Annotated in this window: 21 protein-coding genes; 14 read left to right on the top strand and 7 right to left on the bottom strand. The window is 68.2% G+C overall.

The genetic code is table 11. The features are described 5' to 3' along the window. The 4 genes from AC5RWG_RS12140 to AC5RWG_RS12125 all read left to right on the top strand — a co-directional run bounded on the left by AC5RWG_RS12140 (window position 1) and on the right by AC5RWG_RS12125 (window position 5,153). Window positions 1–885, top strand: a complete 885-nt coding sequence (locus tag AC5RWG_RS12140; RefSeq protein ID WP_494074271.1) for a branched-chain amino acid ABC transporter permease — start codon at window positions 1–3, stop codon at window positions 883–885. Then, on the top strand, window positions 882–1,913 hold the full coding sequence (locus AC5RWG_RS12135) for a branched-chain amino acid ABC transporter permease (RefSeq protein ID WP_494074272.1): 1,032 nt from the start codon (window positions 882–884) through the stop codon (window positions 1,911–1,913). The genes AC5RWG_RS12140 and AC5RWG_RS12135 overlap by 4 nt, the downstream gene beginning before the upstream one ends. A 58-nt stretch (window positions 1,914–1,971) precedes the next feature. Then, the gene (locus tag AC5RWG_RS12130) at window positions 1,972–3,243 is read left to right on the top strand and encodes an ABC transporter substrate-binding protein (protein ID WP_494074273.1); all 1,272 of its coding nucleotides are present in this window, start codon (window positions 1,972–1,974) and stop codon (window positions 3,241–3,243) included. A 1,133-nt stretch (window positions 3,244–4,376) separates the two neighbouring features. Then, window positions 4,377–5,153 carry a VOC family protein gene (locus tag AC5RWG_RS12125; RefSeq protein WP_494074274.1) on the top strand — a complete coding sequence of 259 codons (777 nt, stop codon included), beginning with the start codon at window positions 4,377–4,379 and terminating at the stop codon, window positions 5,151–5,153. A gap of 73 nt (window positions 5,154–5,226) precedes the next feature. On the opposite strand, the gene AC5RWG_RS12120 is transcribed toward AC5RWG_RS12125, so the two are convergent. After that, a complete protein-coding gene (locus AC5RWG_RS12120) occupies window positions 5,227–6,945 on the bottom strand; it encodes an amidase (RefSeq protein WP_494167041.1) in 1,719 nt (572 codons plus the stop codon). Next, on the bottom strand, window positions 6,942–7,988 hold the full coding sequence (locus AC5RWG_RS12115; protein WP_494002177.1) for an agmatine deiminase family protein: 1,047 nt from the start codon (window positions 7,986–7,988) through the stop codon (window positions 6,942–6,944). The genes AC5RWG_RS12120 and AC5RWG_RS12115 overlap by 4 nt, the downstream gene beginning before the upstream one ends. 97 nt (window positions 7,989–8,085) lie before the next feature. Between AC5RWG_RS12115 and AC5RWG_RS12110 the strand changes: the two genes are divergently transcribed. Then, window positions 8,086–8,730 carry a TetR/AcrR family transcriptional regulator gene (locus AC5RWG_RS12110; protein WP_494074276.1) on the top strand — a complete coding sequence of 215 codons (645 nt, stop codon included), beginning with the start codon at window positions 8,086–8,088 and terminating at the stop codon, window positions 8,728–8,730. A gap of 76 nt (window positions 8,731–8,806) precedes the next feature. On the opposite strand, the gene AC5RWG_RS12105 is transcribed toward AC5RWG_RS12110, so the two are convergent. Together AC5RWG_RS12105 and AC5RWG_RS12100 are read right to left on the bottom strand one after the other, a co-directional pair. Then, on the bottom strand, window positions 8,807–9,211 hold the full coding sequence (locus AC5RWG_RS12105; RefSeq protein WP_494013154.1) for a VOC family protein: 405 nt from the start codon (window positions 9,209–9,211) through the stop codon (window positions 8,807–8,809). Window positions 9,212–9,220: 9 nt separating this feature from the next. Then, complete coding sequence (locus tag AC5RWG_RS12100) at window positions 9,221–9,661, bottom strand: helix-turn-helix transcriptional regulator (RefSeq protein ID WP_494110350.1); 441 nt, start codon at window positions 9,659–9,661, stop codon at window positions 9,221–9,223. A 290-nt stretch (window positions 9,662–9,951) separates the two neighbouring features. Here AC5RWG_RS12100 and AC5RWG_RS12095 point away from each other — a divergent pair, with 290 nt between their 5' ends. Both AC5RWG_RS12095 and AC5RWG_RS12090 read left to right on the top strand, forming a co-directional pair. Continuing rightward, window positions 9,952–11,148 (top strand): M14 family zinc carboxypeptidase, encoded by a 1,197-nt coding sequence (locus tag AC5RWG_RS12095; RefSeq protein WP_494002173.1) that lies wholly within the window; start codon window positions 9,952–9,954, stop codon window positions 11,146–11,148. 168 nt (window positions 11,149–11,316) lie between these two features. Then, window positions 11,317–12,066 carry a TMEM175 family protein gene (locus AC5RWG_RS12090; RefSeq protein ID WP_494167040.1) on the top strand — a complete coding sequence of 250 codons (750 nt, stop codon included), beginning with the start codon at window positions 11,317–11,319 and terminating at the stop codon, window positions 12,064–12,066. A 146-nt stretch (window positions 12,067–12,212) separates the two neighbouring features. On the opposite strand, the gene AC5RWG_RS12085 is transcribed toward AC5RWG_RS12090, so the two are convergent. Further along, complete coding sequence (locus AC5RWG_RS12085; RefSeq protein WP_494002171.1) at window positions 12,213–13,886, bottom strand: ribonuclease J; 1,674 nt, start codon at window positions 13,884–13,886, stop codon at window positions 12,213–12,215. A gap of 351 nt (window positions 13,887–14,237) precedes the next feature. On the opposite strand from AC5RWG_RS12085, the gene AC5RWG_RS12080 reads away from it, so the two are divergent. The 4 genes from AC5RWG_RS12080 (at window position 14,238) to AC5RWG_RS12065 (ending at window position 18,342) form a co-directional block, all read left to right on the top strand. After that, on the top strand, window positions 14,238–15,461 hold the full coding sequence (locus AC5RWG_RS12080) for an MFS transporter (protein WP_494167039.1): 1,224 nt from the start codon (window positions 14,238–14,240) through the stop codon (window positions 15,459–15,461). A 131-nt stretch (window positions 15,462–15,592) separates the two neighbouring features. After that, window positions 15,593–16,615 carry a matrixin family metalloprotease gene (locus AC5RWG_RS12075; RefSeq protein ID WP_494074279.1) on the top strand — a complete coding sequence of 341 codons (1,023 nt, stop codon included), beginning with the start codon at window positions 15,593–15,595 and terminating at the stop codon, window positions 16,613–16,615. An 84-nt stretch (window positions 16,616–16,699) separates the two neighbouring features. Further along, window positions 16,700–17,917: an MFS transporter gene (locus AC5RWG_RS12070; protein ID WP_494167038.1), complete on the top strand. Its 1,218-nt coding sequence runs from the start codon at window positions 16,700–16,702 to the stop codon at window positions 17,915–17,917. A 140-nt stretch (window positions 17,918–18,057) separates the two neighbouring features. Next, the gene (locus AC5RWG_RS12065; protein ID WP_494002346.1) at window positions 18,058–18,342 is read left to right on the top strand and encodes a DUF1540 domain-containing protein; all 285 of its coding nucleotides are present in this window, start codon (window positions 18,058–18,060) and stop codon (window positions 18,340–18,342) included. Here AC5RWG_RS12065 and AC5RWG_RS12060 read toward each other — a convergent pair. Next, window positions 18,323–19,303, bottom strand: coding sequence for an ornithine cyclodeaminase family protein (locus AC5RWG_RS12060; RefSeq protein WP_494167037.1), 981 nt, complete (start codon window positions 19,301–19,303; stop codon window positions 18,323–18,325). The genes AC5RWG_RS12065 and AC5RWG_RS12060 overlap by 20 nt on opposite strands. 342 nt (window positions 19,304–19,645) lie before the next feature. Between AC5RWG_RS12060 and AC5RWG_RS12055 the strand changes: the two genes are divergently transcribed. Next, window positions 19,646–21,544, top strand: a complete 1,899-nt coding sequence (locus tag AC5RWG_RS12055) for an FAD-binding monooxygenase (protein WP_494167036.1) — start codon at window positions 19,646–19,648, stop codon at window positions 21,542–21,544. A 156-nt stretch (window positions 21,545–21,700) separates the two neighbouring features. Here AC5RWG_RS12055 and AC5RWG_RS12050 read toward each other — a convergent pair whose 3' ends face one another. Continuing rightward, entirely contained in the window at window positions 21,701–22,372 is a 672-nt protein-coding gene (locus AC5RWG_RS12050; protein WP_494167035.1) for a DNA alkylation repair protein, read from the bottom strand. Window positions 22,373–22,842: 470 nt separating this feature from the next. Here AC5RWG_RS12050 and AC5RWG_RS12045 point away from each other — a divergent pair, with 470 nt between their 5' ends. Both AC5RWG_RS12045 and AC5RWG_RS12040 read left to right on the top strand, forming a co-directional pair. Next, on the top strand, window positions 22,843–22,977 hold the full coding sequence (locus AC5RWG_RS12045) for a hypothetical protein (protein ID WP_494002157.1): 135 nt from the start codon (window positions 22,843–22,845) through the stop codon (window positions 22,975–22,977). A gap of 5 nt (window positions 22,978–22,982) precedes the next feature. Then, complete coding sequence (locus AC5RWG_RS12040) at window positions 22,983–24,128, top strand: N(5)-(carboxyethyl)ornithine synthase (RefSeq protein ID WP_494167034.1); 1,146 nt, start codon at window positions 22,983–22,985, stop codon at window positions 24,126–24,128. Window positions 24,129–24,171: the final 43 nt, after the last annotated feature.

Below are 24,171 nucleotides of genomic sequence, written 5' to 3'. Positions count from 1 at the left end.
GTGGATTCACTGTTCCTTCAGCTCATCATCGACGGCCTGGGCAACGGGGCCATCTACGCCGCCCTGGCGCTGGCCATCGTGCTGGTGAACCGTGCCACCGGGCTGATCAATTTTGCGCAGGGCGCCATGGCCGTGTTCTCCACCTTCCTGGCCTGGACCCTGTGGCAGGCCGGCATTCCGCCGGCGCTCGCCATTCCCCTGGCGATCCTGGTCTCGGCGCCGCTGGGCGCCGGGGTGGAGCGCCTGATCATGCGGCGCTTCGAGCGCGGGCTGCCCGACACCGCCATCATCGTCACGGTGGCCCTGCTGGTGCTGTTCACCGGGCTGGCCGGCCTGTTCTGGGGCTACAACTCCCAGCAGTTCCCCTCGCTCTTCCCCCTGGGCACCTTCCAGGTCGCCGGAGCCTTCATCAGCTATCAGTCGCTGGGCAACATCGTGGTGCTGCTGCTGGTGGTGCTGGCACTGCAGCTGCTGTTCAAGAAAACCAAGCTCGGCCTGGCCCTGCGGGCGGTCGCGGACAACCCCGAGTCCAGCGCGCTCTCGGGCATCCCGGTGGGCCGGCTGCTCATGGTGGGCTGGGCCCTGGCCGCCGTGCTGGGCGCCATCGCGGGCGTGTTGATCGCCCCGAAAGTCTTCCTGTCCCCGCACATGCTTGACCAGGTGCTGGTCTACGCCCTGGCCGCCGCCATCCTCGGCGGACTCAACAGCCCGCTGGGCGCGGTGGTCGCCGCCGGCCTGATCGGCGTGGTGGAAAACCTCGCCGGGGCCTACATCGACTTCATCGGCGACGACCTCAAGATCGCCGTGCCGCTGGTCGCCATGTTCATCGTGCTGCTGGTCAGGCCCCAGGGCCTCTTCGGGCAAAAAGAGGTGGTGCGGGTATGAAGCGCAACGTCTTCGCCTCGCACTGGTTCCGGATCGCCGCCGCCGCCGTCGTCGTCGTGCTGGCGGTCCTGGCGCCGCTGCAGCTCATCCCCTACGTAAACTACCAGCTGACCGTGGTCGCCGCCTTCGCCGTCGCGATCCTGGGGCTCAACCTCGTGACCGGGTACGCCGGGCAGATCTCGCTGGGCCAAAGCGCATTCATGGGGCTGGGCGCCTACGTCACCGCGTACGGCGTCACCGAGGGCTGGCCGGTGCTGCTGACCTTCGTACTCGCCGCCCTGATCCCCGCCGTCGTCGGTTTCCTGGTCGCCCTTCCCGCCGTCCGGCTGCGCGGGGTTTCGCTGGCCATGGTCACCATCTCGCTGCCGATCATCGCGGACCGGCTGGCCAAGCGGCTGGACGATTTCACCGGCGGCTCCGTCGGCATCACCGTGCAGTGGATGAACGCCCCGGACTGGACCGACCTGGCCGACGACCAGTGGCGGTACTACATGGTGCTCGGCATCGCCGCCGTGCTCTTCGTGCTGGCGGCCAACCTGACCCGTGGCCGGATCGGACGGGCCTTCGCCATCGTGCGCGAGAACGAGGCCGTGGCCACCGCGATGGGCGTCTCCAACTACCGGTACAAGGTCCTCGCGTTCACCGTCGCGTCCCTGTACGGCGGCGTCGCGGGCTTCCTGTACCTGGCCGCCGTGCAATACATGTCCCCGGCCACCCTCAGCTTCGTGGTCTCCATCAACATGCTGGCGGCCATGATCATCGGCGGGTCGGCCAGCATTCTCGGGTCCCTGCTCGGCGGACTCTTCTTCGTTTTCATTCCGGTCCTGGCCGGGCAAATCGACGCCTCGCACACCCCGATCATCTACGGAGCGGCCCTGCTGGTCATCCTGTTCCTGGCCCCCGGCGGGCTGGTGACCCTGCCGGCGCTGCTGCGGCGGATGCGCCGCAGACGCGCGGAGCCCGAGGCCGCCCTCAAGGCTCCCGACACCGGCCCGGAAGTCCATACCCCGACCACCACGGCGATGTGAGCCGGCAGGGGGCATTTCACCGATCCAGCACAAGGCCCACAAGGCTAAGGAGAGAACAATGCGAACACGGCAGATCGGACGCGGCGCCAAGGGTGCCGTGGCGGCCGCGGCGGCCCTCACGCTCGCGCTCAGCGGTTGCGGCCGGGGCGACGGCGGCAACTCGCCCGAGGGCAGCCCGGGCGCCACGGAGGGCGGCGGAGCCGAACAGGGCATCACCGACACCAGCATCCTGCTCGGCAGCACCACCTCGCTCAGCGGCGTGGCCGGCGCGCCGGGCAGCTGCCTGGTTGCGGGCATGGAGGCCTACTTCGGCGCCGCCAATGCGGACGGCGGGGTGGAATTCGGCGACGGCAAGACCCGCAAAGTGGAGCTCAAAGCGTACGACGACGCCTACGATCCCGGCCGCGCCGTGGCGAACTTCCGGCAGATGATCGCCGAGGGCGTCTTCGCCGACGTCAACGGTCTGGGCACCCGCACCAACCTGGCCGTCATGCCGGTGGCCACCGAGGAAGAGTTCCCGCAGGTGTTCGTGGCCTCCGGAGACTCGGTGTTCAGCGAAGACCCCGAGGCCAACCCGTGGACCATCGGCTGGATGCCCACCTACTACGCCGAAGGCAACTCGTTCGGCAAGTTCCTGGTGGATTCCGGCACGGCCGTCACCGTCGCCGTGCTGGAACAGAACGACGACGCCGGCAACGAGTTTGTTGCCGGGCTCGAGGACGCCATCGACGGCTCGGAGGTGGAGATCGTCCAGCGGGCCACGTTCGAACCGGGCGACCCGACGGTGGACGCGCAGATGGCCCAACTGGCGGACAGCGAGGCCGACGTCTTCTTCTCGGCCAACACGGTGCCGGCGCTGACGGCGTCGTCGATGGTCCGCGCGCAGGACCTTGGCTGGACCCCGTCCATCTTCCTGGCGGCCGTGGCCGCCAACGAGCGGGACGTGCTGGAACCGGGCAATGCCAGCGCCTTCCCGAACGTGTACAGCACCGGCTTCACCAAGCAACCCACGCAGACCGACGACGAGGAAGTGAAGCAGTTCCTGGCCGACATCAAGGAGTACGCCCCGGATACCGCCGATCAGATCATCCCGCATTGCCTCTGGGGCTACGCCACCGCGGCCACCCTCGAGGAGGCGTTCAAAAACATGGCTGAGCCGACCCACGCGGCGCTGATGGAAGCGGTCCGCAACGTCAAGGACTTCGAGCCGCCGCTGCTGCTCGACGGCCTCAGCGTGGACACCACCACCAACATGGCCCCGATTTCCGAGGTGCAGGTCCAGGAGCACACGGGCGAGGGCTACGTGCCGGCGGAGTCCTACGCGCCGTAACGCAAGTCCGTACGCCGGGGCGGTTCCGGCCGTTCCGACGCCCGGTCACCTCTCCTTTGAACAGGACACGCCACAGACAGGGCGTTTCCCGTTCAACAGTGGCGCGGCGTACATGAGATGTACATAAATTCGGTTTGCCTAACCAAACTAGTTTGGCTAGGCTTGTGGTGTCCCGCCCGGCGTGGAAGAACCGGGCGCTGAACGTATTTCGGTATGCACCGCACACGTTCTTGGACGAACGCTTGAATTTGTCAAAAGGAGTATTGATTGGCGGTTAGCTTCTCTCAGAATCAGTTTGGAGCCCTTAATGAAGCGCTGATGCGCACGCGGTCGGAGAAGCGGTTCAGAACGCCCTTCGAAGCCGCGTTCCTGGCGCAACTGTCGCCAGCCGATGCACCAGCCACAGTATTTGGGCAGTACAAGGGGCAAAGCGACGAGGAAGTTGGTCCAGAATTTGACACTGCCGGGCTGACACACCTCTGTGGTTTCTCGCGGCAGCCTCGGGCAAGGACTGCGTCGCACTAAGCAGTGCATTTGCCGACAGATCGATCACCCGGGCAGCCAAGCCCGCTGGGACGTTCGACCGCTGGCCCTGCCTGCCTGAGCGCCACCGGCAAACGCAGCGATGTGCCCGGCACCGCCAGGTGTGACCCGTCCCGCCGCGCAGTCGACAGGGCACCGCGGGTACGGAGCGTGACTCCCTTCTGGGGTCAGACCGAGTCAGGAGAGGATGCTTATGAACGGAACGGATATGGTCGCTGCTTTCATCCCCGAGGACCCCGTGGGGCAGCTGAACTACGCGATGCAACTGGTCGGCCAAACGCTCGTGGGAACCCTCATTGCGGTCGGTGCAGTCCACCTTCTGAGTGCACTTCTCGTGCTGACAGTCGCCGGAAGGGGTCGACCCTTCATCCGGATTGGCCTCACAGCCGCGGCGCTACTGGTCCCTGTACTGGGCCCGGTGGCGGCAGTGATGGTCCTGTGGGACAGGATCGGCGGCAGCCCTCACAGGCGCCGACCGCAATATATCCGAAACGCTGAGAGCGTCTAGGCCGGAAAATCCGTTGCCGCCGCGACCCGGGCCCGAGTAGGCTCGCGCTTGTTTCCACTCAACCGCGGAACAGGAGCCAGCCATGCCCAAGCCCACCCTCGCCCCCGGTGCACCCTGCTGGGTGGACCTGATGACCTCCGATCCGGACAGGGCCAAGCAGTTCTACACGGAGCTTTTCGGCTGGACCTATGAGATCGGCGACCAGGAGAAGTACGGCGGCTACATCATGGCCTTCAAGGACGGCCATGCCGTTGCGGGCATCATGCAGAGTCAGCAGGCCGACACCCCGGACACGTGGACCACCTACCTGCGCGTGGATGACATCGACACCACCGCCAGCATCGCCGCGGCCCACGGCGGCCAGGTCTACGTTGAGCCGATGGAGGTTCCCGAACAGGGCAAGATGGGCATGCTCGCCGACCCCGGAGGGGCCGCCGTCGGCCTCTGGGAGTTCGCCGGGCATACCGGCTACGAGTTGGCCGCCGAGCCTGGCTCCCCCGCCTGGCACGAACTCTTCACCCGCGACTACCCCGCCACCGTGAAGTTCTACCAGGACGTGTTCGGCTGGGACACGGACGTCATGAGCGACACCGACGAGTTCCGCTACACCACGCTTGGCTCCGGCGACACCGCGGCGGCCGGGATCATGGACGCCGGCGCCTGGCTGCCCGAGGGCGTCCCGGCGCACTGGCGCATCTACTTCGCCGTCGAGAACGCCGACGCGGCCGTCGCCAAGGCGACCGCCCGGGGCGGGAGCGTGGTCCAGCCCGCCGAAGACACGTCCTTCGGTCGCGTCGCCACCCTGACCGACCCGACCGGCGCCATGTTCCTCGTGGTCCAGGAGTTGCCGCACGCCTAGCCCCCCGGAAATTGCGGGCCGGGCCCATCAGGTGCGCGTGTGCCGGCCCGCCCCTTGCTGGCCGGCCCGGCCGTCAGCCGAGCCGCGGGGTCCGCGGCGGCTCGGTGCGGCGGGCGCCGGTCGCCTCGAAGGCGGCCGCCACGGCCAACAGGGCGTTGTCGTCGTAGGCGCGCCCCGCGAAGGTGAGTCCCACGGGCATGCCGATGTCCGCCGTCGTGCCCATGGGCACGGTGACGGTGGGAATGCCGAGGTGGCGCGGGACGAGGTTCCCGTTGGCCACCCAGACGCCGTTGCGCCAGCCAAGGTCTGCCGAAGCCTGGTTGATGTCCATGTCCGCGGGGCCGATGTCCGCCACCGCCGGGAAGACGACGGCGTCCAGCGCGTGGTGGTCCAGCCAGGCTTCCAGGTCCACCCGGCGGGTTTCCTCGAGTCCCCGCAGCCCCTCCTCCAGATGGGGGATGTCGGTGAACGAGGCAACGCCGTGTTCGCGCACGTGCGCCGGATAGGCGGCGATGTCGTCGAAATCGTCGTAGGGGTCGGGCAGGGCTCCGGGCGGGTGCGGAAGAATCTTTGACCCGTCCACGTCGGCCAGGGTCCGGAGCGCGGGGTCCCCGTTGGCGGCGAGGAAGTCATCCCACGCCCACGCGGAGAGATCCAGGATCTCCCGCCGCAGGTACTCCGGGCTGACCAGGCCGCGGGTGCCGATCTTCGGGGCGCCGGGGCGGTCGCCCTCGTAGTTGGAGACGACTGGGAAATCGACGGGGACCACCTCGGCCCCCGCCGCCTCCAGGTCCCGGCGGGCAGCTTCCCACAGCTCGATGACGGAGGCCCGGGTCTCGATCCGCTGCCCGGTGGGACCGCCGATGCCGGGGTCCTCGCCGGTGCCGGCATCGGGGTCGGCGTTGATGTACATGCGGGGCACGCCGAACCGTTTTCCCTGCAGCGCGTCCCGGGCCTGCTGGAGTCCGCGGGGCGCCAGGGCCGGGTAGGAGTCCGGCCGGACCAACGAGGCGGCGGGGATGGGCACCCAGGGCTGCAGGCGCCAGAAGTCGCCGCGGGTTTCGGGGTCGTCCGCCACGATCACGTCCAGCACTTCCAGCAGGTCGGCCATGGTCCGGGTGTGCGGCACCACCACGTCCATGGTGGGGACCAGCGGCCAGTTGCCCCGGACCGAGATGATGCCGCGCGACGGGGTGTAGGCACACAACGCGTTGTTCGACGCCGGCGCCCTGCCGCTGGACCAGGTCTCCTCGCCGAGGCCGAAGGCGGCGAAACTTGCCGCGGTCGCGGTTCCGGAGCCGTTGGATGAGCCGGAGCCGAAGGCGGCCGTCAGGAAGTCGGCGTTGTAGGGGCTTTCGGCGCGTCCGTAGAGGCCGCGCTGCATGCCCCCGTTGGCCATCGGCGGCATGTTGGTGAGGCCCAGGAGCACTGCCCCTGCCGCGCGCAGCCGTTCGATGGCGAACGCGTCCCGCCTGGCGACCAGATGCTTGAAGGCGGGCGAGCCCGCGGCGGCGGTGAGGCCTTCGGCCAGGTAGCTGTCCTTGGCCGTATAGGGGATGCCGTCCAGCGGTCCCAGGGTTTCTCCGCGCGAACGCCTCCGGTCGGAAGCGCGGGCGTCCGCGAGCGCCTCGGGATTCATGACGACGACGGCGTTCAGCCGGATGCCGCCGTGGTCGTAGGCGGCGATGCGTTCCAGGTAGGCGTGCGTGAGTTCCTCGCTGGTCGCCTGCCCCGTGCGCAGCGCCTCGCGCAGTTGGGCAATCGAGGCCTCGACCACGTCGAACCGGCTCATGCTGCCGCCTTCGCGCCGAGTTTGGGTTGCTGCTGCGTGATGCAGTGGATCCCGCCGCCGCGCGCCAGTATCGGCCGCGCGTCCACCGTGACTACGCGGCGGCCGGGGTAGGCCTCGGCCAGGATTTCGGCCGCCAGCGCATCGGCGCGCTCCTCGCCGTAGCCGCAGGCGATGACGCCGCCATTGACCACCAGGTGGTTGACGTAGCTCCAGTCGACGAAACCCTCCTCGTCCTTCAGGGTGTCCGGGGCGGGCAGTTCGACGATGTCGAACGGCTTGCCCGCCGCATCGACCTGAGTCTCAAAGAAGGACCGCAGGGACCGGCTGACGTCGAAGTCGGGGTGTGCGGGGTCGTTTTGCATGTGCAGCAGGATTCGTCCCGGCGAGGGAAGGGCGGCCACCATGTCTATGTGCCCGCGCGTGCCCAGGTCCTCGTAGTCACGGGTCAGGCCCCGGGGGACCCACACCGTATGCGTGGCGCCCAGCGTGCGGGCCAGTTCCGCTTCCACCCGCCCCTTGTCCGCATACGGATTCCGATCGGGATCGAGCTGCACGGTTTCGGTCACCAGCACGGTGCCCTCGCCGTCAACGTGGATGGCGCCGCCTTCGTTCACCAGCAGGGAGGTGACGAGTTCGGCGCCTGCCTGCGCGGCAACAAAGCTTCCGATGCCGCGGCTCTTCTCCCACTCGGCCCAAGCCGGCGCGCCCCAGCCATTGAAGGTCCAGTCCACCGCTCCCAGGACGTCCGGCCGTTCGTCGTCGACCACGAAGGTGGGGCCGATGTCACGCATCCAGAACTCATCCAGCGGCGCCTCGAGCCGGTCGATACCGCCATCCAGCATGCGGCCGGCGCGCTCCCGCTCCGTCGGGTCGACCACCATGGCAACCGGTTCGAACTCCGCGACGGCATGCGCGACCGCGACCCAGGCGCCGTACGCTTCCTCGGCCGACGCCGCATCCGCGCCCAGCGTCAGGCCGGCCCGCGGGAACGCCATCCAGGTGCGCTCATGGGGATCGGTTTCCGCCGGCATTCTCCAAGCCACAGAGGCCTCCGTCTCGTGAGGAACAGGAAGGGCCGCCCGGCCCGCTTGTTGATCGCTTGATCAATAATGCAGCGAAGTTACTCTAGACTGTTCTGTGATGTCAAGCACACCCAAACGCACCCCGCGCAAGGCGCCCGCCGAACGCGCCGCGGAACTCGCCGAAGCGGCCCGGGCCATCGGGCTCGAGCAGGGCCTTGCCGCGATCACCCTGCGCAACGTGGCGGGCAGGGCCGGTGTGGCCCCGGGCTTGGTGGCGCACTACCACCCCACCGTCGACGTCCTCGTGGCCGGCGCCTTCACCTCCATCGTGGCCGCCGAAATCGATGAGGTGTCGGCCATGTTGGCGGAGAGGCCCACGCCCCGGCAGGGCCTCGGCCTGCTGCTTGACACGCTCCTGGACGACCGCCGGCTGGATGTGACGGCGGTATGGGTGGAAGCGTGGTCCTTGGGCCGCCGGAACGAGGCGCTGGCAGTCAGCGTGCGCGCGCAGATGGACGCGTGGCAGGCGGTGATCCGGGAGCTGCTCGAGGCGGGCGTTGCCGCCGGCGAATTCACCACGCCGGACGCGGAAACCGTGGCCTGGCAGGTTCTGGGCATGATCGACGGGCTGAATGCCCAGGGGCTGGTGCGCTGGAACGGGGTCAGCGACCGGCACACCCACCTCGCCCGCGCCGTGGAAGTGATGGTCGGAGCGGCGCCGTCGTCGCTGCTGCCCCACGCGGCGCCCGTCACGGACACGTGACCCGCGGACGCATGCCGGGGTATGGGACGACGGCGGGGCTCGCCTCAACCGGTGAGCGGCCGCCGTCGTTCCGGGGTTACTTGTCCTGATTGATTCGGATCATGTTGCCCGAAGGGTCGCGGACGGCGCAGTCGCGCGGTCCCCACGGCTGGTCCATGGGCTCCTGCAGGACCTCCGCCCCGATGGACACCAGCCGTTCGAAGGCGGCGTCCAGGTCATCGGTGCTGAAGACGAGCATGGGCAGCACGCCCTTGACCAGCAGCTCCTGGAGCTGGTCGCCGTCGGCCTGCGAGCGCCCGGCATGGGGTGCCGACAGCACCAGCTCCAGCCCGGGCTGGTCGGGGCTGCCCATGGTGATCCAGTGGAAGCCGTCGTTGGCGACGTCGTTGCGGACTTCCAGCCCCAGGCCGTCCCGGTAGAACGGGATGGATTCCGCGGGGTCATTGACCGTGATGTTGCAGTACTGAAGTGAAATGCTCATGCGCCCAACCTACGCAGGGGCCGGGGCGGCCGCTTCTTCGATCCTGCTCGATCTCAGGTCCACGGGCCGGGTGAGCAGCTTCGCGATGCAGGGCGGCATCGCCTCGGCCGCCGGATGCTCCCGGGCCCGATAGGCGCTGGGGGTTTCGCCCACCAGCTGGGTGAACCGGGTGCTGAACGATCCCAGCGACGTGCTGCCCACCTCCATGCACGCGTCCGTGACGCTCGCCCCGGAGCGCAGCAGCGCCATCGCGCGCTCAATCCGGCGGGTCATCAGGTAGTTGTAGGGCGTCTCCCCGTAGGCCGCCTTGAACCGGCGCGAAAAATGCGCCGGCGACATCAGCGCCTTCGCCGCCATCGTCGGCACATCGAGAGGCCGGGCAAAGTCCCGGTCGATCAGGTCCCGCGCCCGGCGCAGATGCGCCAGGTTGACCAGTTCCTCAGGGGTCACACGTCGAGGTTATCCCCTGCCCGGAGCGACGGGTAGCCGTGCGGGGCGGCGGCAGGCGGCCGCCGCGCGGTTTCCCGGACCCCGGATGCAGCCGTGGCGGGTCGTTGGACGTCGCGGCCGGCAACTATGGGGTGGCAGTCCGCGATCCGCCCCTGAACTCTGGTGCAATCCCGGGACCCACCGCTAGCGTCTCATTACCGGCAGTTCCCTCGAGCCGCCGATCCCTTCAGCGCAGCCGCCTGAGCCGGCTGCGCTGAAGCATGAATCGCTCAACCTTTGGAGGACATGCAGTGACGCACCAGCCCAAAAGCAGCACCAGCCACGGTTCGACCAAGCCCCGGCGCTACCGCAGCCTGGCCGCGGCGGCGGCCCTCGCCGTCGTCATTCCCTTTAGCGCCGCAACCCCTGTTCTTGCGGATGCCAACTTCCCCTCCACCGAGGGCAACACCAATACCGCCAGCATCCTGACCTATGACGACCTCGTGAAGGAACTGCGGAAGCTGGAAAAGAACAGCCGCTTCGGCGTGGACGCCTTCACGCTGGAGGAGGCCGGCACGCAGGTCAACAAGTCCGAGCAGGGCCGCGACCTCTGGGTGGCCACCGTCGGCACCGGCGCCGAGCACGTGTGGATCCAGGGCCGCATCCACGGCAACGAACCCTACGGCACCGAGTCGATCCTGTCGCTGCTGAAGGACCTGGGCACCAACGGTTCGGCGGACTATCAGCTGCTGCGCGAGAAGTTCACCTTCCACTTCATCCCGATGTACAACCCGGACGGTTCAGAGGCGAACATCCGCCACACCGTGCTCTGGGACCAGGCCGCCGATCTGCCGGAGTTCGGCGCCAACGGGCGGGAACAGCGGATCGACCTGAACCGGGACTGGACGCCCACCGGATTCGTGGCCAACGAGTCGCTGGCCTTCTACGAGTACTGGACCGACGTGAAGCCGGCCTACGGGATCGACATCCACCACCAGGGCCTGAAGAAGGAGTGGGGCACCGGCGACGACGTCACGCTGTCGTTGGGCATCTCGCTCGCCCCGGGCGGACCGACCCTGCCGGGGATCAAAGACGGGGCCTACGACGAACTGACCCGCCAGATGCACGTCCACGTCTACGACGAACTCTCCCAGTACGGTTCCATCAACATGGACCGCTACCAGGTGGGCAACGGCCTTGAGATCGACATCAAGGGCGGCGTGGTCTCGGCCATGATGCTGGGCCTGGACTATCAGGGAATGAACCCGGAGGGCCACTCCAACCCCGTGGTCTTCTTCGAAACGTCCGGCAACACGTCCGACGGCAGCCTCGGCCAGAAGGCGAGGGGCAAGAGCGTCAGGCAGAATCTGCTCGCCATGAAGGAACTGCTCCTGGGCCTGGCCACCGGCGAAGTCCAGCAGGAGGACGCCGACCGCTGGGAGGAGATCCCGCATCAGCCGGTCACCGGCTACAACACCGACTACGCCGGGACCATCCCGGTCCCGTAGCCGGCCTCGCCGGCAGTGGCGCGGCGCTTTCCCGCGCCGCGCCACTGCGCCACCAACGACGGCGGTGTGCGGGCACACCATCGGGCCTCAGTCCCGACCAGAGGCGGGCGCCGCCCTCGCGCCTTCCGCCCATTGCATAGTGACCACGGTTTGCGCCACGCTGATCTCGTGGCACAACCCCGGGACGGCGAACCGCCGGCATACGGCGCGGGCCCCGAAAGCTCCGCGGAACATTCCGAACAGCCGGAGCGCAATTCCGCCATGTTGGCCCGGGAGTCCAGCGAGTTTGACCGCGGCATCGGCTTTTACGACGTCATCTACGGTTTCGCCATCACGCTGCTGATCACCAACCTGGATGCTCCCTCGCCGGAGGCATGGCAAGACCTCCGGTCGCTGGCAGGCTCCGGCCTGGTGCATCAGCTGGCCGGCTTCGTCCTGAGCTTCGTGGTGATCGCCGTGTTCTGGCGGATGAACCTCCGCCTGATACAACGGCTCTCGGCGCTGGATTCCGCAACGACGACGGCGAACCTGGTGGCTGCCTCGTTCGTCATCCTGATTCCGTTCACCACGCAGGGCATCAGCGACCCCGAGACCTCGTCCCTGGAACTGTCGACCGTGCTGTACGCCGCCAACCTTGCCCTCGCTGCCTTGGCGCAGCTGGCCATGTTCGAGATCGCCCGCAGGAACCGCCTCGAGATCGAGCCGCTGAACCGCAGGCAGCATCGGGCGTTCGTGCTCGATTCCCTCGTCCCGCCGCTGGTCTTCGCGATATCGATCCCGGTGGCCTTCGCCGCCGGCGGGACAGCGGGAAAGCTCATCTGGGCCTCGCTCATCGTGCTGGGACCGCTTTCGGGCAGGCTCGCCGCCCGCGAAAGCCGGCGGCCAACGGCTGATTCACGGCAGAGGGAGCGCCGGTGACCAGGAATTCCTCCACGGAGCAGCGGAACCCGCCGACCCTCGGGCGGTGAGCGGGAGGCAGGAGCGCTCTTAAAAGAGTGGAGGGACGGACGGGCTCGTGCCCGTTCCGTCCCTCCCGGCTTTCTTCGCTGTGGCGAACGGACCGGCTAAGCCTCCACGATGATGACCGTGACCACGGGCTTGCGCCGCAGCGCCCGGTCGGACCAGCGGATCAGGGCCTGCGCGATCGCCTTCTCGGCGTCCGGGCCGGTCTTGTCGCCGCGCATTTGCATCAGCGTCTTCTCCACGATGCCGGTGGCCTTCTCCAGCTGCTCGACCGCCGGGGCGAAGCCGACCGGGAAGAACTCCGGGTCTTCCTCCAGCCGCCCGGTGTCCGGGTTGACGATCAGCAGCGCGGTGACTGCGCCGTCTTCGGCCAGCCGGAGCCGGTCCTGCAGGGAGGCTTCGGTGGCCGCGCCGGCCACCATGTTCTCCACGTAGACGTAGTCGGCGGCGATCTGGCCGGAAACCCGGGCCACGCCGTCCTTCAGGTCGATGGTGGTGCCGTCTTCCACGATCAGCGCACGCTTCGGGTCCACGCCGGTGCGGACGGCCAGTTCGGCATTGGCCTTCAGGTGGCGGTGCTCGCCGTGGACGGGCAGCACGTTCTTCGGGCGGACCAGGTTGTAGCAGTAGACCAGCTCGCCGGCCGACGCGTGGCCGGAGACGTGCACCTTCGCGTTGCCCTTGTGCACCACGTTGGCGCCGCGCTTGGTCAGGTCGTTGATCAGCCGGTAGATGGAGGATTCGTTGCCCGGCACCAGCGAGGACGCCAGCAGCACGGTGTCGCCCTCGGTCAGGTCAATCATGTGGTCGCCGCCGGCCATGCGGGCCAGCGCAGCCATCGGCTCGCCCTGGGAGCCGGTGCAGATCAGCACGGCCTTGGTGGGCGGCAGCTTCTCCAGTTCCTTGAAGTCCACGAGCACCCCGCGCGGGATGTTCAGGTAGCCGAGCTCGCGCGCCGTCGTCATGTTGCGCACCATGGACCGGCCCACGAAGGCGACCTTGCGGCCGTACTTGTGTGCCACGTCGATGACCTGCTGGATGCGGTGCACGTGGCTGGCGAAACTGGAGACGATCACGCGGCGCGGGGCGGTGCGCATGACCGTATCGATTGCCGGCACCAGATCGGCCTCGGCAGCGAGGAAACCGGGGACTTCGGCGTTGGTGGAATCCGGCAGGAACAGGTCCACGCCCTCGTCGCCCAGCCGCGCGAACCCGGCCAGGTCGGTGATCCGGCGGTCCAGCGGGAACTGGTCCATCTTGAAGTCGCCGGTTGCCAGCACCAGCCCGGCCCCGGTCCGGATGGCCACGGCCAGTCCGTCCGGAATGGAGTGGTTGACGGCCAGGAATTCCAGGTCGAACGGACCGAACTTCTTCCGGTCACCCTCCTTGACCTGCACCATCTTGGCGTTCAGGCGGTGTTCCTGCAGCTTGGTCTTCACGAAGGCCAGCGTCAGCTTCGCGGAGATCACGGGGATGTCGGCGCGTTCCTTCAGCAGGTACGGCACGCCGCCAATGTGATCCTCGTGCCCGTGGGTGAGGACAATGCCGACGACGTCGTTGAGGCGTTCGCGGATGTAGGAGAAGTCGGGCAGGATCAGGTCCACGCCCGGGTGCTGCTCCTCGGGGAACAAGACGCCGCAGTCCACGATCAGCAGCTTGCCGCCGAACTCGAACACCGTCATGTTCCGGCCGATCTCGCCCAGTCCGCCCAAGGGGACTATGCGCAAGGCGTCCTTGGCGAGTTTCGGAGGAGTTTGCAACGGCTTGGTGTTCATGGATTCCGATCTGTGGTGCGGTGTGTTGCCGGGCATCAACGCCCGAAGCCGGAGTTGCCGGCACTGAAGTCTTGGGTGGTCGATGCGCCCGAGGCGCTTCGACGGCCTTCCGCGCAGCGGGTGCGGACGGAAAGCATACTTCTCCCGACTTTACCACCGGGCAGAAGGAATCCCGTCCCGGCGCAGGCCTGCCGCGAATAATGACGGCGATGCCCACCCTCGACGTAAACCATCAGCGGTGGCGCCGATCACTTCGGCTAGGGTGACTGGGGGATTCTCCGTTGCCGCCCACACAACCCGAAGGAGCCAGCCACGGTCCGCGCATTCGCCTCCCGGCCGGCATTGCCGTGGGTGCTTCTGGGCATCGCCATCCTGGCTTTAAGCCTGCGTGCACCGATCATCGCGCCCACCGCCGTCGTCGGGGACATCCGCGCCGACACCGGGCTGTCGGCCGCGGGCGCGGGCCTGCTCACGGGACTGCCGGTGCTGCTCTTCGCGCTGGCCACTCCCCTGGCCACCCAGACGATCCGGCGCTGGGGCCCGGAAGCTACGGTGGTGCTGTGCCTGGCCGGTGTCCTGGCCGGAACCGTCATCCGATCCCTCGGCCCGGTACCGGTGGTGCTGACAGGGACGGTAATCATCGGCGCGGCGCTCACGCTCGGCAACATCGTGGTTCCGGTGCTGATTCGCCGCGACGTGCCCTGGAACCGCGTTTCCGCTGCCACCGGCGTCTACTCGGCCACGATGAACGTCGGCTCCATGGCGACCTTGCTGGGCACCGCACCGCTCGCCGCGCTCGTCGGCTGGCGGTGGGCACTGGCGGCCTGGGGCGTGTTGGCCATCCTCGGCCTCGCCTACTGGCTGCCGACGGCGCGACGGCGGCGCGCGGCTTTGGCAGCCGGGCCGGGCCGCGCGTCCGGTGAAGCGCCCGCCAATACCGCCGCAGCCAAACCCGTTGGCACCGGTGGATCCGGAACGGCGTCGATGCCGCGCCCGAAGACCGGCGGCGGGCGGCCCAATAGGTGGATCATCTGGTTGCTGACCTTGGCCTTCTGTGGCCAGTCCGCCGCCTACTACGGAACGACCACCTGGCTGCCCCTGCTGCTGTCCGAAGTCCGGGGCATGTCCATTGCCGCCTCCGGAGCCACGGCCTCGCTCTTCCAGGTGGCCGCCATTGTCGGCGCTTTCGGGGTGCCGCTCGTGGCAGCACGAACCCGGCTCTGGGTGCCGACGGCAGGCATCGCCGTCTTGTGGATGACCCTCCCCCTCGGCCTGCTCCTGGCACCCGACGCCTACATTCTCTGGTCCATCACGGGAGGGATCGCCCAGGGCGGCGGGTTCACGGCCATCTTCTCGGTCATCCCGCGCGTGGCCCGCAACGACAACGAGGCGGCCTCCGCGTCCGCCCGGATCCAGACGGGCGGATATCTGGCCGCGACCTGCGCACCGCCTGTGGCCGGATGGCTGAACACGGTGACCGGAGGCTGGACCGCTCCCCTGCTTCTTGTCCTCGCGTGCACGGTGGCGTTCGCCGCGGGCGGGCTGTCGGCGGTGCGGGCGTCCGAGCGGCAGTAGGCCGCGGAATTATTCTGGCCGGCGGCCGCCCTGGAGCTGCCTCTACCCTGGTGGTTCCCTTTTGATGGAACGTATAATTTTGCTGCTGTCGTCGTTCGGCGAAGCCGAATTGGGGTAGTTGGGGGAAGCAGATGCAGCACCGGGCAGAGGGACTGGCAAGGGACGCGTCCCCCGGGGCGCAAACCCGGCCCGGGCAGCCGGGCGTCAAGCGGTCACCCAGCGGGAGGATCCCGCAATGGGCGTTGGACGAGGCACTGGGAACCTCTTCCCCGCCCCGGCCCGCCGAGGGGCCCGCTGCCGGCTGGCCGACCCCGGCGGCAAAGTCCCGCCCGCGTTCCGTGCAGCGGGGTACCTCCCCGCGCCGCGCCGGCCGCCTGTCGACCGGGCTGGCCCTCGCCTTCGTCATCGCCCTGTGCTTCGCCCCGGGCGTGTTCAGCCGACACGTCATGCCGGCGATAGCCCCCTACCTTCCCGGCGCGGACATTCCGCCCCGCGGCGTCGAAGCCGCCGACAACCCCCTGGGCCGGCCGCCCGCCGTCGCGGAGTCGGACGCCTACGAGTTGTACGCAACACCGCCGGAGTCCTCGCAGCCCTTCCTCGCCTATGACCCCTGCCGCCCCATCCACTACGTGGTCCGTCCGGACAATGCGCCGCCGGGGGGCGACACGATCATTCAGGAAGCCATCGCCGAGGTTTCCGCGGCCAGCGGACTGCAGTTCGTTTACGACGGACCCACTGACGAGGCCTTCGCCGAGGAAGGCCGCGAACGCTTTCAGCCGGAGCGGTACGGCAAGCGGTGGGCGCCGGTGCTGATCACGTGGTCGGATCCCGACGAAGTGTCCCGGCTGGCCGGAGATATAGCCGGACTCGGCGGCAGCTCCTCGGTCGGCGCACGGGGAACGCCGCACGTTCTCGTCGCCGGCCAGATCACCCTGGATGCGCCGGCGCTCCGGAACGTCCTCACATATCCCGACGGCCGGGAGCACGTGCGCGCCGTCATCATCCACGAGCTCGGCCACGTGCTGGGGCTGGCGCATGTGGATGATCCGGAGCAACTGATGTATGCCGGGGCAAACGGCGTGACTGCACTGGCCGACGGCGACCGGGCGGGCCTGGCGCTGCTGGGCACCGGTCCGTGCGTGCCGGAAGTGTAGCCCGGCGGCATAATCAGGACTGCTGGTCTGCCCGGAACGCTGGGACAACGAGGACCGGTCCAGGCAGGCTAGGAGGCCGTCCGCATGCAGGAGAAGCTGTGGAGCAGAAACTTCGTGCTGGCCATCGGCGCGAATCTGTTCATCTACATCGTGTTCTACCTGCTGATGACGTCCATGGCCCTCTACGCGGCCCAGCGGTTCCTAGCCTCCGACGCCGGGGCCGGCTTTGCGTCCAGCGCCTTCATTTTGGGGGCGCTCGTCTCGCGGTTCTTTGCCGGGCCGCTGATCGACAACGCGGGCCGGCGGCGGATGCTGCTGATCAGCCTGGCCGCCTTCGTCGCGGCTTCCCTCCTGTACATCCCGGCAAACTCCCTCACCTCGTTGGTGGTCCTGCGGCTGGCCCACGGTGTGGCTTTCGGCCTCGCCAACACCGCCGTCACGGCCGGTGCGCAGGCGCTGATTCCGCCCGCCCGCCGCAGCGAAGGCACCGGCTACTTCGCCGTTTCCACCACGCTGGCCACCGCCCTCGGGCCGCTGCTGGCGGTGGTGCTGGTTGTTGACGGCAGTTACGAGGGCGCGTTCCTCTTTTGTGCGGCCTGTTCCGTCGCGGCGTTGGCGGTGACCCTGATCCTGAAACTGCCGGAAGCGCCGGCGGCGCCCACCGCCGTCGTCAATCAGCGCGGTCCGGGCGGCGAGCCTGAAAGGAAGCGCCGAACCCCCGCGGTCCTGCTCGGAAAGGTGTTCGCGCCCGAGGTCCTGCCGATCACCACCGTGCTGCTGGTGAGCGGGCTGGCGTTTTCCGGCATCCTCTCGTTCCTCACCTCGTATGCCGCTGCCGCGGGTGCGGCGGATGCGGCGGCGCTGTTCTTTATGGTGTTTGCCGCCGCGGTGCTGGTGTCGCGGCTGACCGCCGGCAGGGTCCAAGACCGCCGCGGCGACAACGTGGTGCTGTATCCCGCGCTGGTGCTGTTCGCCGCCGGCCTGGCGCTGCTGGCGCTCGGGCCGGACACCTGGATCGTCATCGTCTCCGCGGTGCTGAGCGGCCTCGGATTCGGGACCCTGCTGCCCGGAACGCAGGCCATTACCGTCCGGCTGGTTGCGGAGCGGAGGTTCGGCACCGCCCTGGCCACCTACTACCTGATGCTGGACATCGGCACCGGCTTTGGCCCGGTGCTGCTGGGCCTGCTGGTGCCGCTGACCGGCTTCGACGGAATGTACGGCTGGCTTGGCCTGCTCATGCTCGCCTGCATCCTGCTGTACTACGTGGTGCACGGCCGGACGGCCAGCCGCGCGGCCGCCTGAGCCGCGGGCTCGGCGCCTCTTGTCGCGTCGGCAATTACCTCACAGTCTTATGCCTTTTTGATCGGCCGCATCGCGCCTACCGTAGTTAATGGAGCCGCCCAACCCGGGGCGGTCCCGGGATGGAAGGAAGTGCCATGACTGTGACTTCACACGTCAGCGACTGCTCAGTGACCAACTGTTCCTTCAACGATCACAGCGAATGCAATGCGGCCGCCATCACCGTGGCCGGCGGCGAGAACCATGCCGCCTGTGCCACCTTTATCGACACCGGAGTGCACGGCGGGCTGCCCAAGGTGCTGGCCAGCGTCGGCGCCTGCCAGCGGACCGAGTGCACCCACAACGACCACCTCATGTGCCAGGCGCCCGAAGTTCACGTGGGTCCGGGCGCGGACAACGCGGACTGCCTCACCTACGCGCACCGGTAACGCGCGGCCCGCCCTCTTCATAGGCCACCGCCGCCGTCACCAGGTCCTCCCAGGCCATGCCGACGCCGGTGTAGAGGCAGCACGTGCGCGGGCGCCGGACCAGCTTGCCCTGCACCAGGTCACGCAGGTTCGGCGGCTGGATCTGCCGCCATTCCTCCACGCTGCGGGCCGGGATCAGGTCCCCGCTCTCCCGCCAGGACGACGCCCGGCCTTCCACCACCACGTCGCTGCGCAGCACCAGCGCCGCGTCGACCTCCCGGGCGTCCAAACCGTGCTGCCCGACCGACGCGATGATCGCCCCGTCCTTGGGCAGCTTGCCGTCGAACAGCGGCTCCGGCGAGGATGTCACGCAAAGTACGACGTCGGCGCCCGCCACGGCAGCGTCCGGCGCACCGGTTGCTTCGGCCACCTCTATTCCCTCCGCGGCCAGCACGGCGATCAGGTTCGAGATGCGTTGCGGACGCTGGCCGACGACCGCGAAGCCCGCGTTCGGAAATACGGACTTGGCGGCGCGGATGTGGTTCAGCGCTTGTATCCCCGCGCCGAAGACCAGCACCTGCGGGGCATCCCCAAAGCCCTCGCCGTCCGGTGCCGCCGCCGCAATGTTCTTCACGGCCGCCAAGGTTGTAGCCGGAGTGCGGATGGCCGTGAGCTCCGCGCCGTCCATCGTCGCCAGCGGGGCCAGCGTCTCGGCGTCGAACAAGACGTAGATGCCCTGGATCTTCTCCAGCCCGCGGGCCGGATTCTTCGGCGCGATTGTCGCCACCTTCACCCCGCTGTAGCGGCCGCCGCCCTCGGTCGGCATCAGCAGAAACTCCCCGTCCGGCGCAGGGCTGAACAACCGGGGACTGTCCAATTCCGGATCCACGCCGGACAGCAGCCCCTCCTCGATGGCGCGCACCGCGCGACTGAACGGAACAGCGGCACGCACGGCATCGGCGTCGTAATAAGGGATGGTCACAGAAAGTCCTCTCGCAGCATCTGGAGTCCGCTGCTGGCCGGATTCTACGGTCATCATCCGCCGGTTACAGTTTTCGTGACCCCCATCACTTCACGCAGGGCAACCCCGCGTGCGGCGATACCGCGATTCCGTCCTTCTGTCCCCGCAACACCCAAGTCAGGCGGCTAGAGAGGACCACGCCGCCGGACCCGGAGGATCACCCGCTGACAGCGGCGTTACTTGTTAGCTGCGTCATGTTTGCCGTACAGTATCTGCAACCGAACGGTTATTCAGTTATAGAACCCGGTGTTCAAATATAGAACACTGGCGACGGCCGCAGATGCAATAGAAGTGAGGACACCCGTGCAGTTTCACCACCACGGTTACGTATCCGGAGACCCGCGCGTCAAGCCGGCAGCCGGCGTAGGCATCGACCGCCCCGAGGAGCTTCCCGACGAGGTCGACGTGCTCATCGTGGGCTCGGGTCCCGCCGGCATGCTCGCGGCCGCGCAGCTGGCCCAGTTCCCGAACATCACCACGCGGCTGGTGGAGCGCCGGGAGGGACGGCTGGTTCTCGGGCAGGCCGACGGCATCCAGGCCCGCAGCGTGGAGACCTTCCAGGCCTTTGGCTTCGCCGAGCGCATCACCGCCGAGGCGTTCTGGCTCACGGAAATGAACTTCTGGCGCCCCGGCACCGAGAACCCCAAGCACATTGTCCGCGGCGGCCGCGCGGTCGACGACGAGATGGGCATCAGCGAGTTCCCGCACCTGATCGTCAACCAGGCGCGCGTGCTCGACTACTTCGCCGAGGTCGCGGCCAACTCGCCCACCCGCCTGACGCCGGATTACGGCTGGGAGTTCAAGACCCTCGAGGTTGCCGACGAGGGCGACTACCCGGTGAAGGTGACGCTGATCCGCAGCGCAGGCCCGGACGCCGGCTCGGAGCGCATCGTCAACGCCAAGTACGTGGTGGGTTGCGACGGCGCCCGCAGTAAGGTCCGCGCCGCGATCGGCAGCACCCTGGCCGGCGACAGCGCCAATCATGCCTGGGGCGTCGTGGACGTGCTGGCCCAGACCGACTTCCCGGACATCCGCACCAAGTGCGCCATCCAGTCGCACGACGGCGGGTCCATCCTGCTGATCCCGCGTGAGGGCGGCTACCTGTTCCGCATGTACGTGGACCTCGGCGTGGTGCCCGACGACGACAACGGCAAGATCCGCCAGACCTCGATCGAGCAGATCATCGCCAAGGCCAACGAGATCATGACCCCCTACACGGTGGACGTGCGCAGCGTCGCCTGGCACAGCGTGTACGAGGTGGGCCACCGCCTCACCGACCGGTTCGACGACCTGCTGCCCAAGGACGTCGGCACCCGCACCCCGCGTGTCTTCATCACCGGCGACGCCTGCCACACGCACAGCGCCAAGGCCGGCCAGGGCATGAACGTCTCCATGCAGGACGGCTTCAACATCGCCTGGAAGCTGGGCCACGTGTTGGAGGGCCGCAGCCCGGAGAGCCTGCTCTCCACCTACTCCGCCGAGCGCCAGGTGGTGGCGAAGGACCTCATCGACTTCGACAAGGAATGGTCGACGATGATGGCCAAGAAGCCCGAGGAGTTCGCCGATCCCACGGAGCTCGAGGACTTCTACGTCCGCACCGCCGAATTCCCGGCCGGCTTCATGACGGAGTACGCCCAGTCGATCCTGACCGGCGCGCGCAGCCACCAAGACCTGGCCACCGGCTTCCCCGTCGGCAAGCGCTTCAAGTCCGCCAAGGTCTCCCGCGTCTGCGACACCAACCCGCTGCACCTGGGCCACCTGGCCGAGGCCGACGGGCGTTGGCGCATCTATGTCTTCGCCGACCAGGCGCAGGCCGGCGAGTCCGCGGCCGTTGCCAACCTGTCCGAGTGGCTGGTGACAGCACCGGATTCCCCGCTCGCCGCCCGGCCGGAGGGCGCTGACCTCGACGCCTGGTTCGATGTGAAGGTGATCTATCAGCAGCATCACGAGGAGGTGGACATCAACGCCGTACCCGCCGTGTTCAAGCCCGAGGTGGGCCCGTTCCAGCTGACCAACCTCGAGAAGGTCTTCGGCACCGCCAAGGATGAGGACATCTTCGACGCCCGCGGCATCTCCCGCGACGGCGCCATCGTGGTGGTCCGGCCGGACCAGTACGTGGCGAACGTGCTGCCGCTGTCCGCGACCGCGGAGCTGGCCGAGTTCTTCGCGCCCCTGCTGAAGGCCCGCGAGCCGCAGCACTGATTCACCCTTCATGAGGACGACGGCGGCGCACAAGTGCCGTCGTCGTCCTGCTTTAAGCGGGTTGGCGACGGCGGTTCGGGCTTTAAGCGGGTTGGCGACGGCGGTTCAGACGTACTTCCTGCCCGGAAGCCCCGGGATGCACCCGGTCCGCTTCCGCTAACCCTTGGCCTGCCGGCTCACCATCTCGTTGATCCAGGCTGGCGCATACGGGGACGTGCAGTTCGGCGGCGTCGGGTAGTCCTTGAGCACCCCGAGGCGTTCGCCGATGTTGATCGCGCGGGCGCGGTGCTCGGCGTGGTCGATGCCGATCTGGGCGAGGGTGTGGTTCATGGCCCACTGGAGGCGGTCCGGCGCGTCCTTCATCTCGGCCTCGACGGTGTCCAGCAGTCCCTCGAGGTCCAGGCCCTCGGGCTTTTTCGCCACCCGTTCGGTGGTCAGCGCCCACCCGGCGCTGGCGACGACCGGATCCGCGTCGCCGGTCCAGGCCACGCGCAGCTCCTCGGCGTGCGGGCTCTTCTTGACCACGTAGTTGACCAGCCAGTCGTGCACCTTGGGCGCGCGCGCCTCGCGCAGCATGGCGTCCAGTTCGTCGGGTCCGAAATCCTTCGGCCGGCAGATCAGCAGGGCCAGTAGCCGAGCCGCCGTGTTGCCCGTGGCCCACAGCCCGCGCGCCAAGTCCTGCTGGGTCTTCAACCGCTTGGCGACGGCGCGCAGCTTGCCGAGGTTGACACCGTGGTCGTCGCCGCGCTTCTCGTTCGCCTCGCGCACCTTCGGGTCCTCAAGCGCGGCCAGCTCGGCCATCACCTCTGTTACCGTCGTCTCGGACATCCACCCTCCCGGTTACTCACGTCTGAGATCCAGCGTACTGGTGTTTGCATCACGGGCGCTCTGGCGCTCCAAGCCTCGCGGGGCCCTGGTGCTTCGGCCGCCGTGCCCTGGTGCTTCGAGCCTCGCGTCCCCTGCCATGTCCCAATGCAGAGGCACCAGCGTCGAAACGGGCCGATAGCTGACAGGACGACGACTTTATCGGCCGCTCTCGGCGTTATCGGCCGCTCTCGACGTTTCCGGCCGCCGTCGATGGGACCAGGATTCAGGACGGCTCCGCGAGGCGCATCCCCCACCGTCGTCCTCGACCGCAGCCGGACTGCCGCCCCATTCCCGCCGTCGTGCCACAACGTGCACCGCCGACGGCCACCGGAGCACCTGCCTGACACGCGATGGCGTATGGTCAGGAGTACGGAGCACGTCTGTGCTCCCGTTAAGGCGCAGCATTCTTTGCTGGCGCCAAGGAGGCACTCATGGCCGACAAATCTCCCCGACAGACCGCATCGAAGAAATCGGGCAAGTCCATCAAGGAAAAGCGCAGCGACAAGAAGGCCAAGGCCGCCGGCGCCGCAGCCTCGGAGACCCTGACCACTATCAAGAAGCGCTGAGGCTTTTGACTCTGCTCTCGCTCGGAGTCCTGGCAACGACGCGAAAGCCCGATGAGCGCAGGCTGGCCCTCCATCCTGCGCACATCGAGCGCCTCGACGCCGACCTCCGCGAGCGGATCATCCTCGAACGGGGCTACGGCGAGCGCTTCGGCGTGTCCGACGCGCACCTGGAACAACTGGTGGGACGCATGGCGCCGCGCGAGGAACTCATCGCAACAGCGGACGTGGTGGTGCTGCCCAAGCCGCAGCCGGAAGACCTTGCCGAACTCCGCGACGGCCAGATCCTCTGGGGCTGGCCGCACTGCGTCCAGGACCGTGCCATCACCCAGTTGGCCATCGACAAGCGGCTGACGCTGATCGCCTTCGAAGCCATGAACCACTGGGCCGCGGACGGCAGGTTCGCCCTCCACGTCTTCCATAAGAACAACGAGATGGCCGGCTACTGCTCGGTGCTGCATGCGCTGGAGTTGGCAGGATCCACCGGCGACTACGGCCGCCCGCTCACCGCCGTCGTCATTGGTTTCGGCGCCACCGCCCGCGGCGCGGTCACCGCGCTGAACGCGCACGGCATCCATGACGTCCAGGTCCTGACCAACCGAGCGGCGGCTGCCGTCGGCTCCCCGATCCACTCCGCACGGATCACCCAGTTCGACCAGGACGCCACCGCCCCGCATCTCAGCCACGTCATCACCGACGACGACGGCCGGGTGCCGCTGGCCCCGTTCCTCGCAGAGCGGGACATTGTGGTCAATTGCACGCTGCAGGACCCCAACAACCCGCTGATCTACCTCGACGAGGCGGACTTGGACGGCTTCCGGCCGGGCAGCCTGATCGTCGATGTCTCCTGCGATGAAGGCATGGGCTTCAGCTGGGCGAAGATGACGACCTTCGCCGAACCCACGTTCGAGGTCGGCAACCACGTGAGCTACTACGCCGTGGACCACACGCCGTCGTACCTGTGGAATTCCGCGACCTGGGAGATCAGCACGGCCCTGATCCCGTTCCTGCGCACCGTGATGGGCGGCCCCGGGAGCTGGCTCGAGGACGAGACGATCAGCCGGGCCATCGAGATCCGCGACGGCGTCATCGCCAACCCGGCGGTTCTCGCCTTCCAGGACCGCTCGGAAGACTACCCTCACCTGCCTGCCTGAATTTCGCGGTACCGATCGCCCCATAGGGACGACGGCGGCGCTC

The sequence above is a fragment of the Arthrobacter sp. Y3221160 genome, assembly GCF_059092585.1.
The sequence above is the reverse complement of the archived record's forward strand: the minus strand, read 5'-3'. Positions and strand labels throughout refer to the sequence as shown.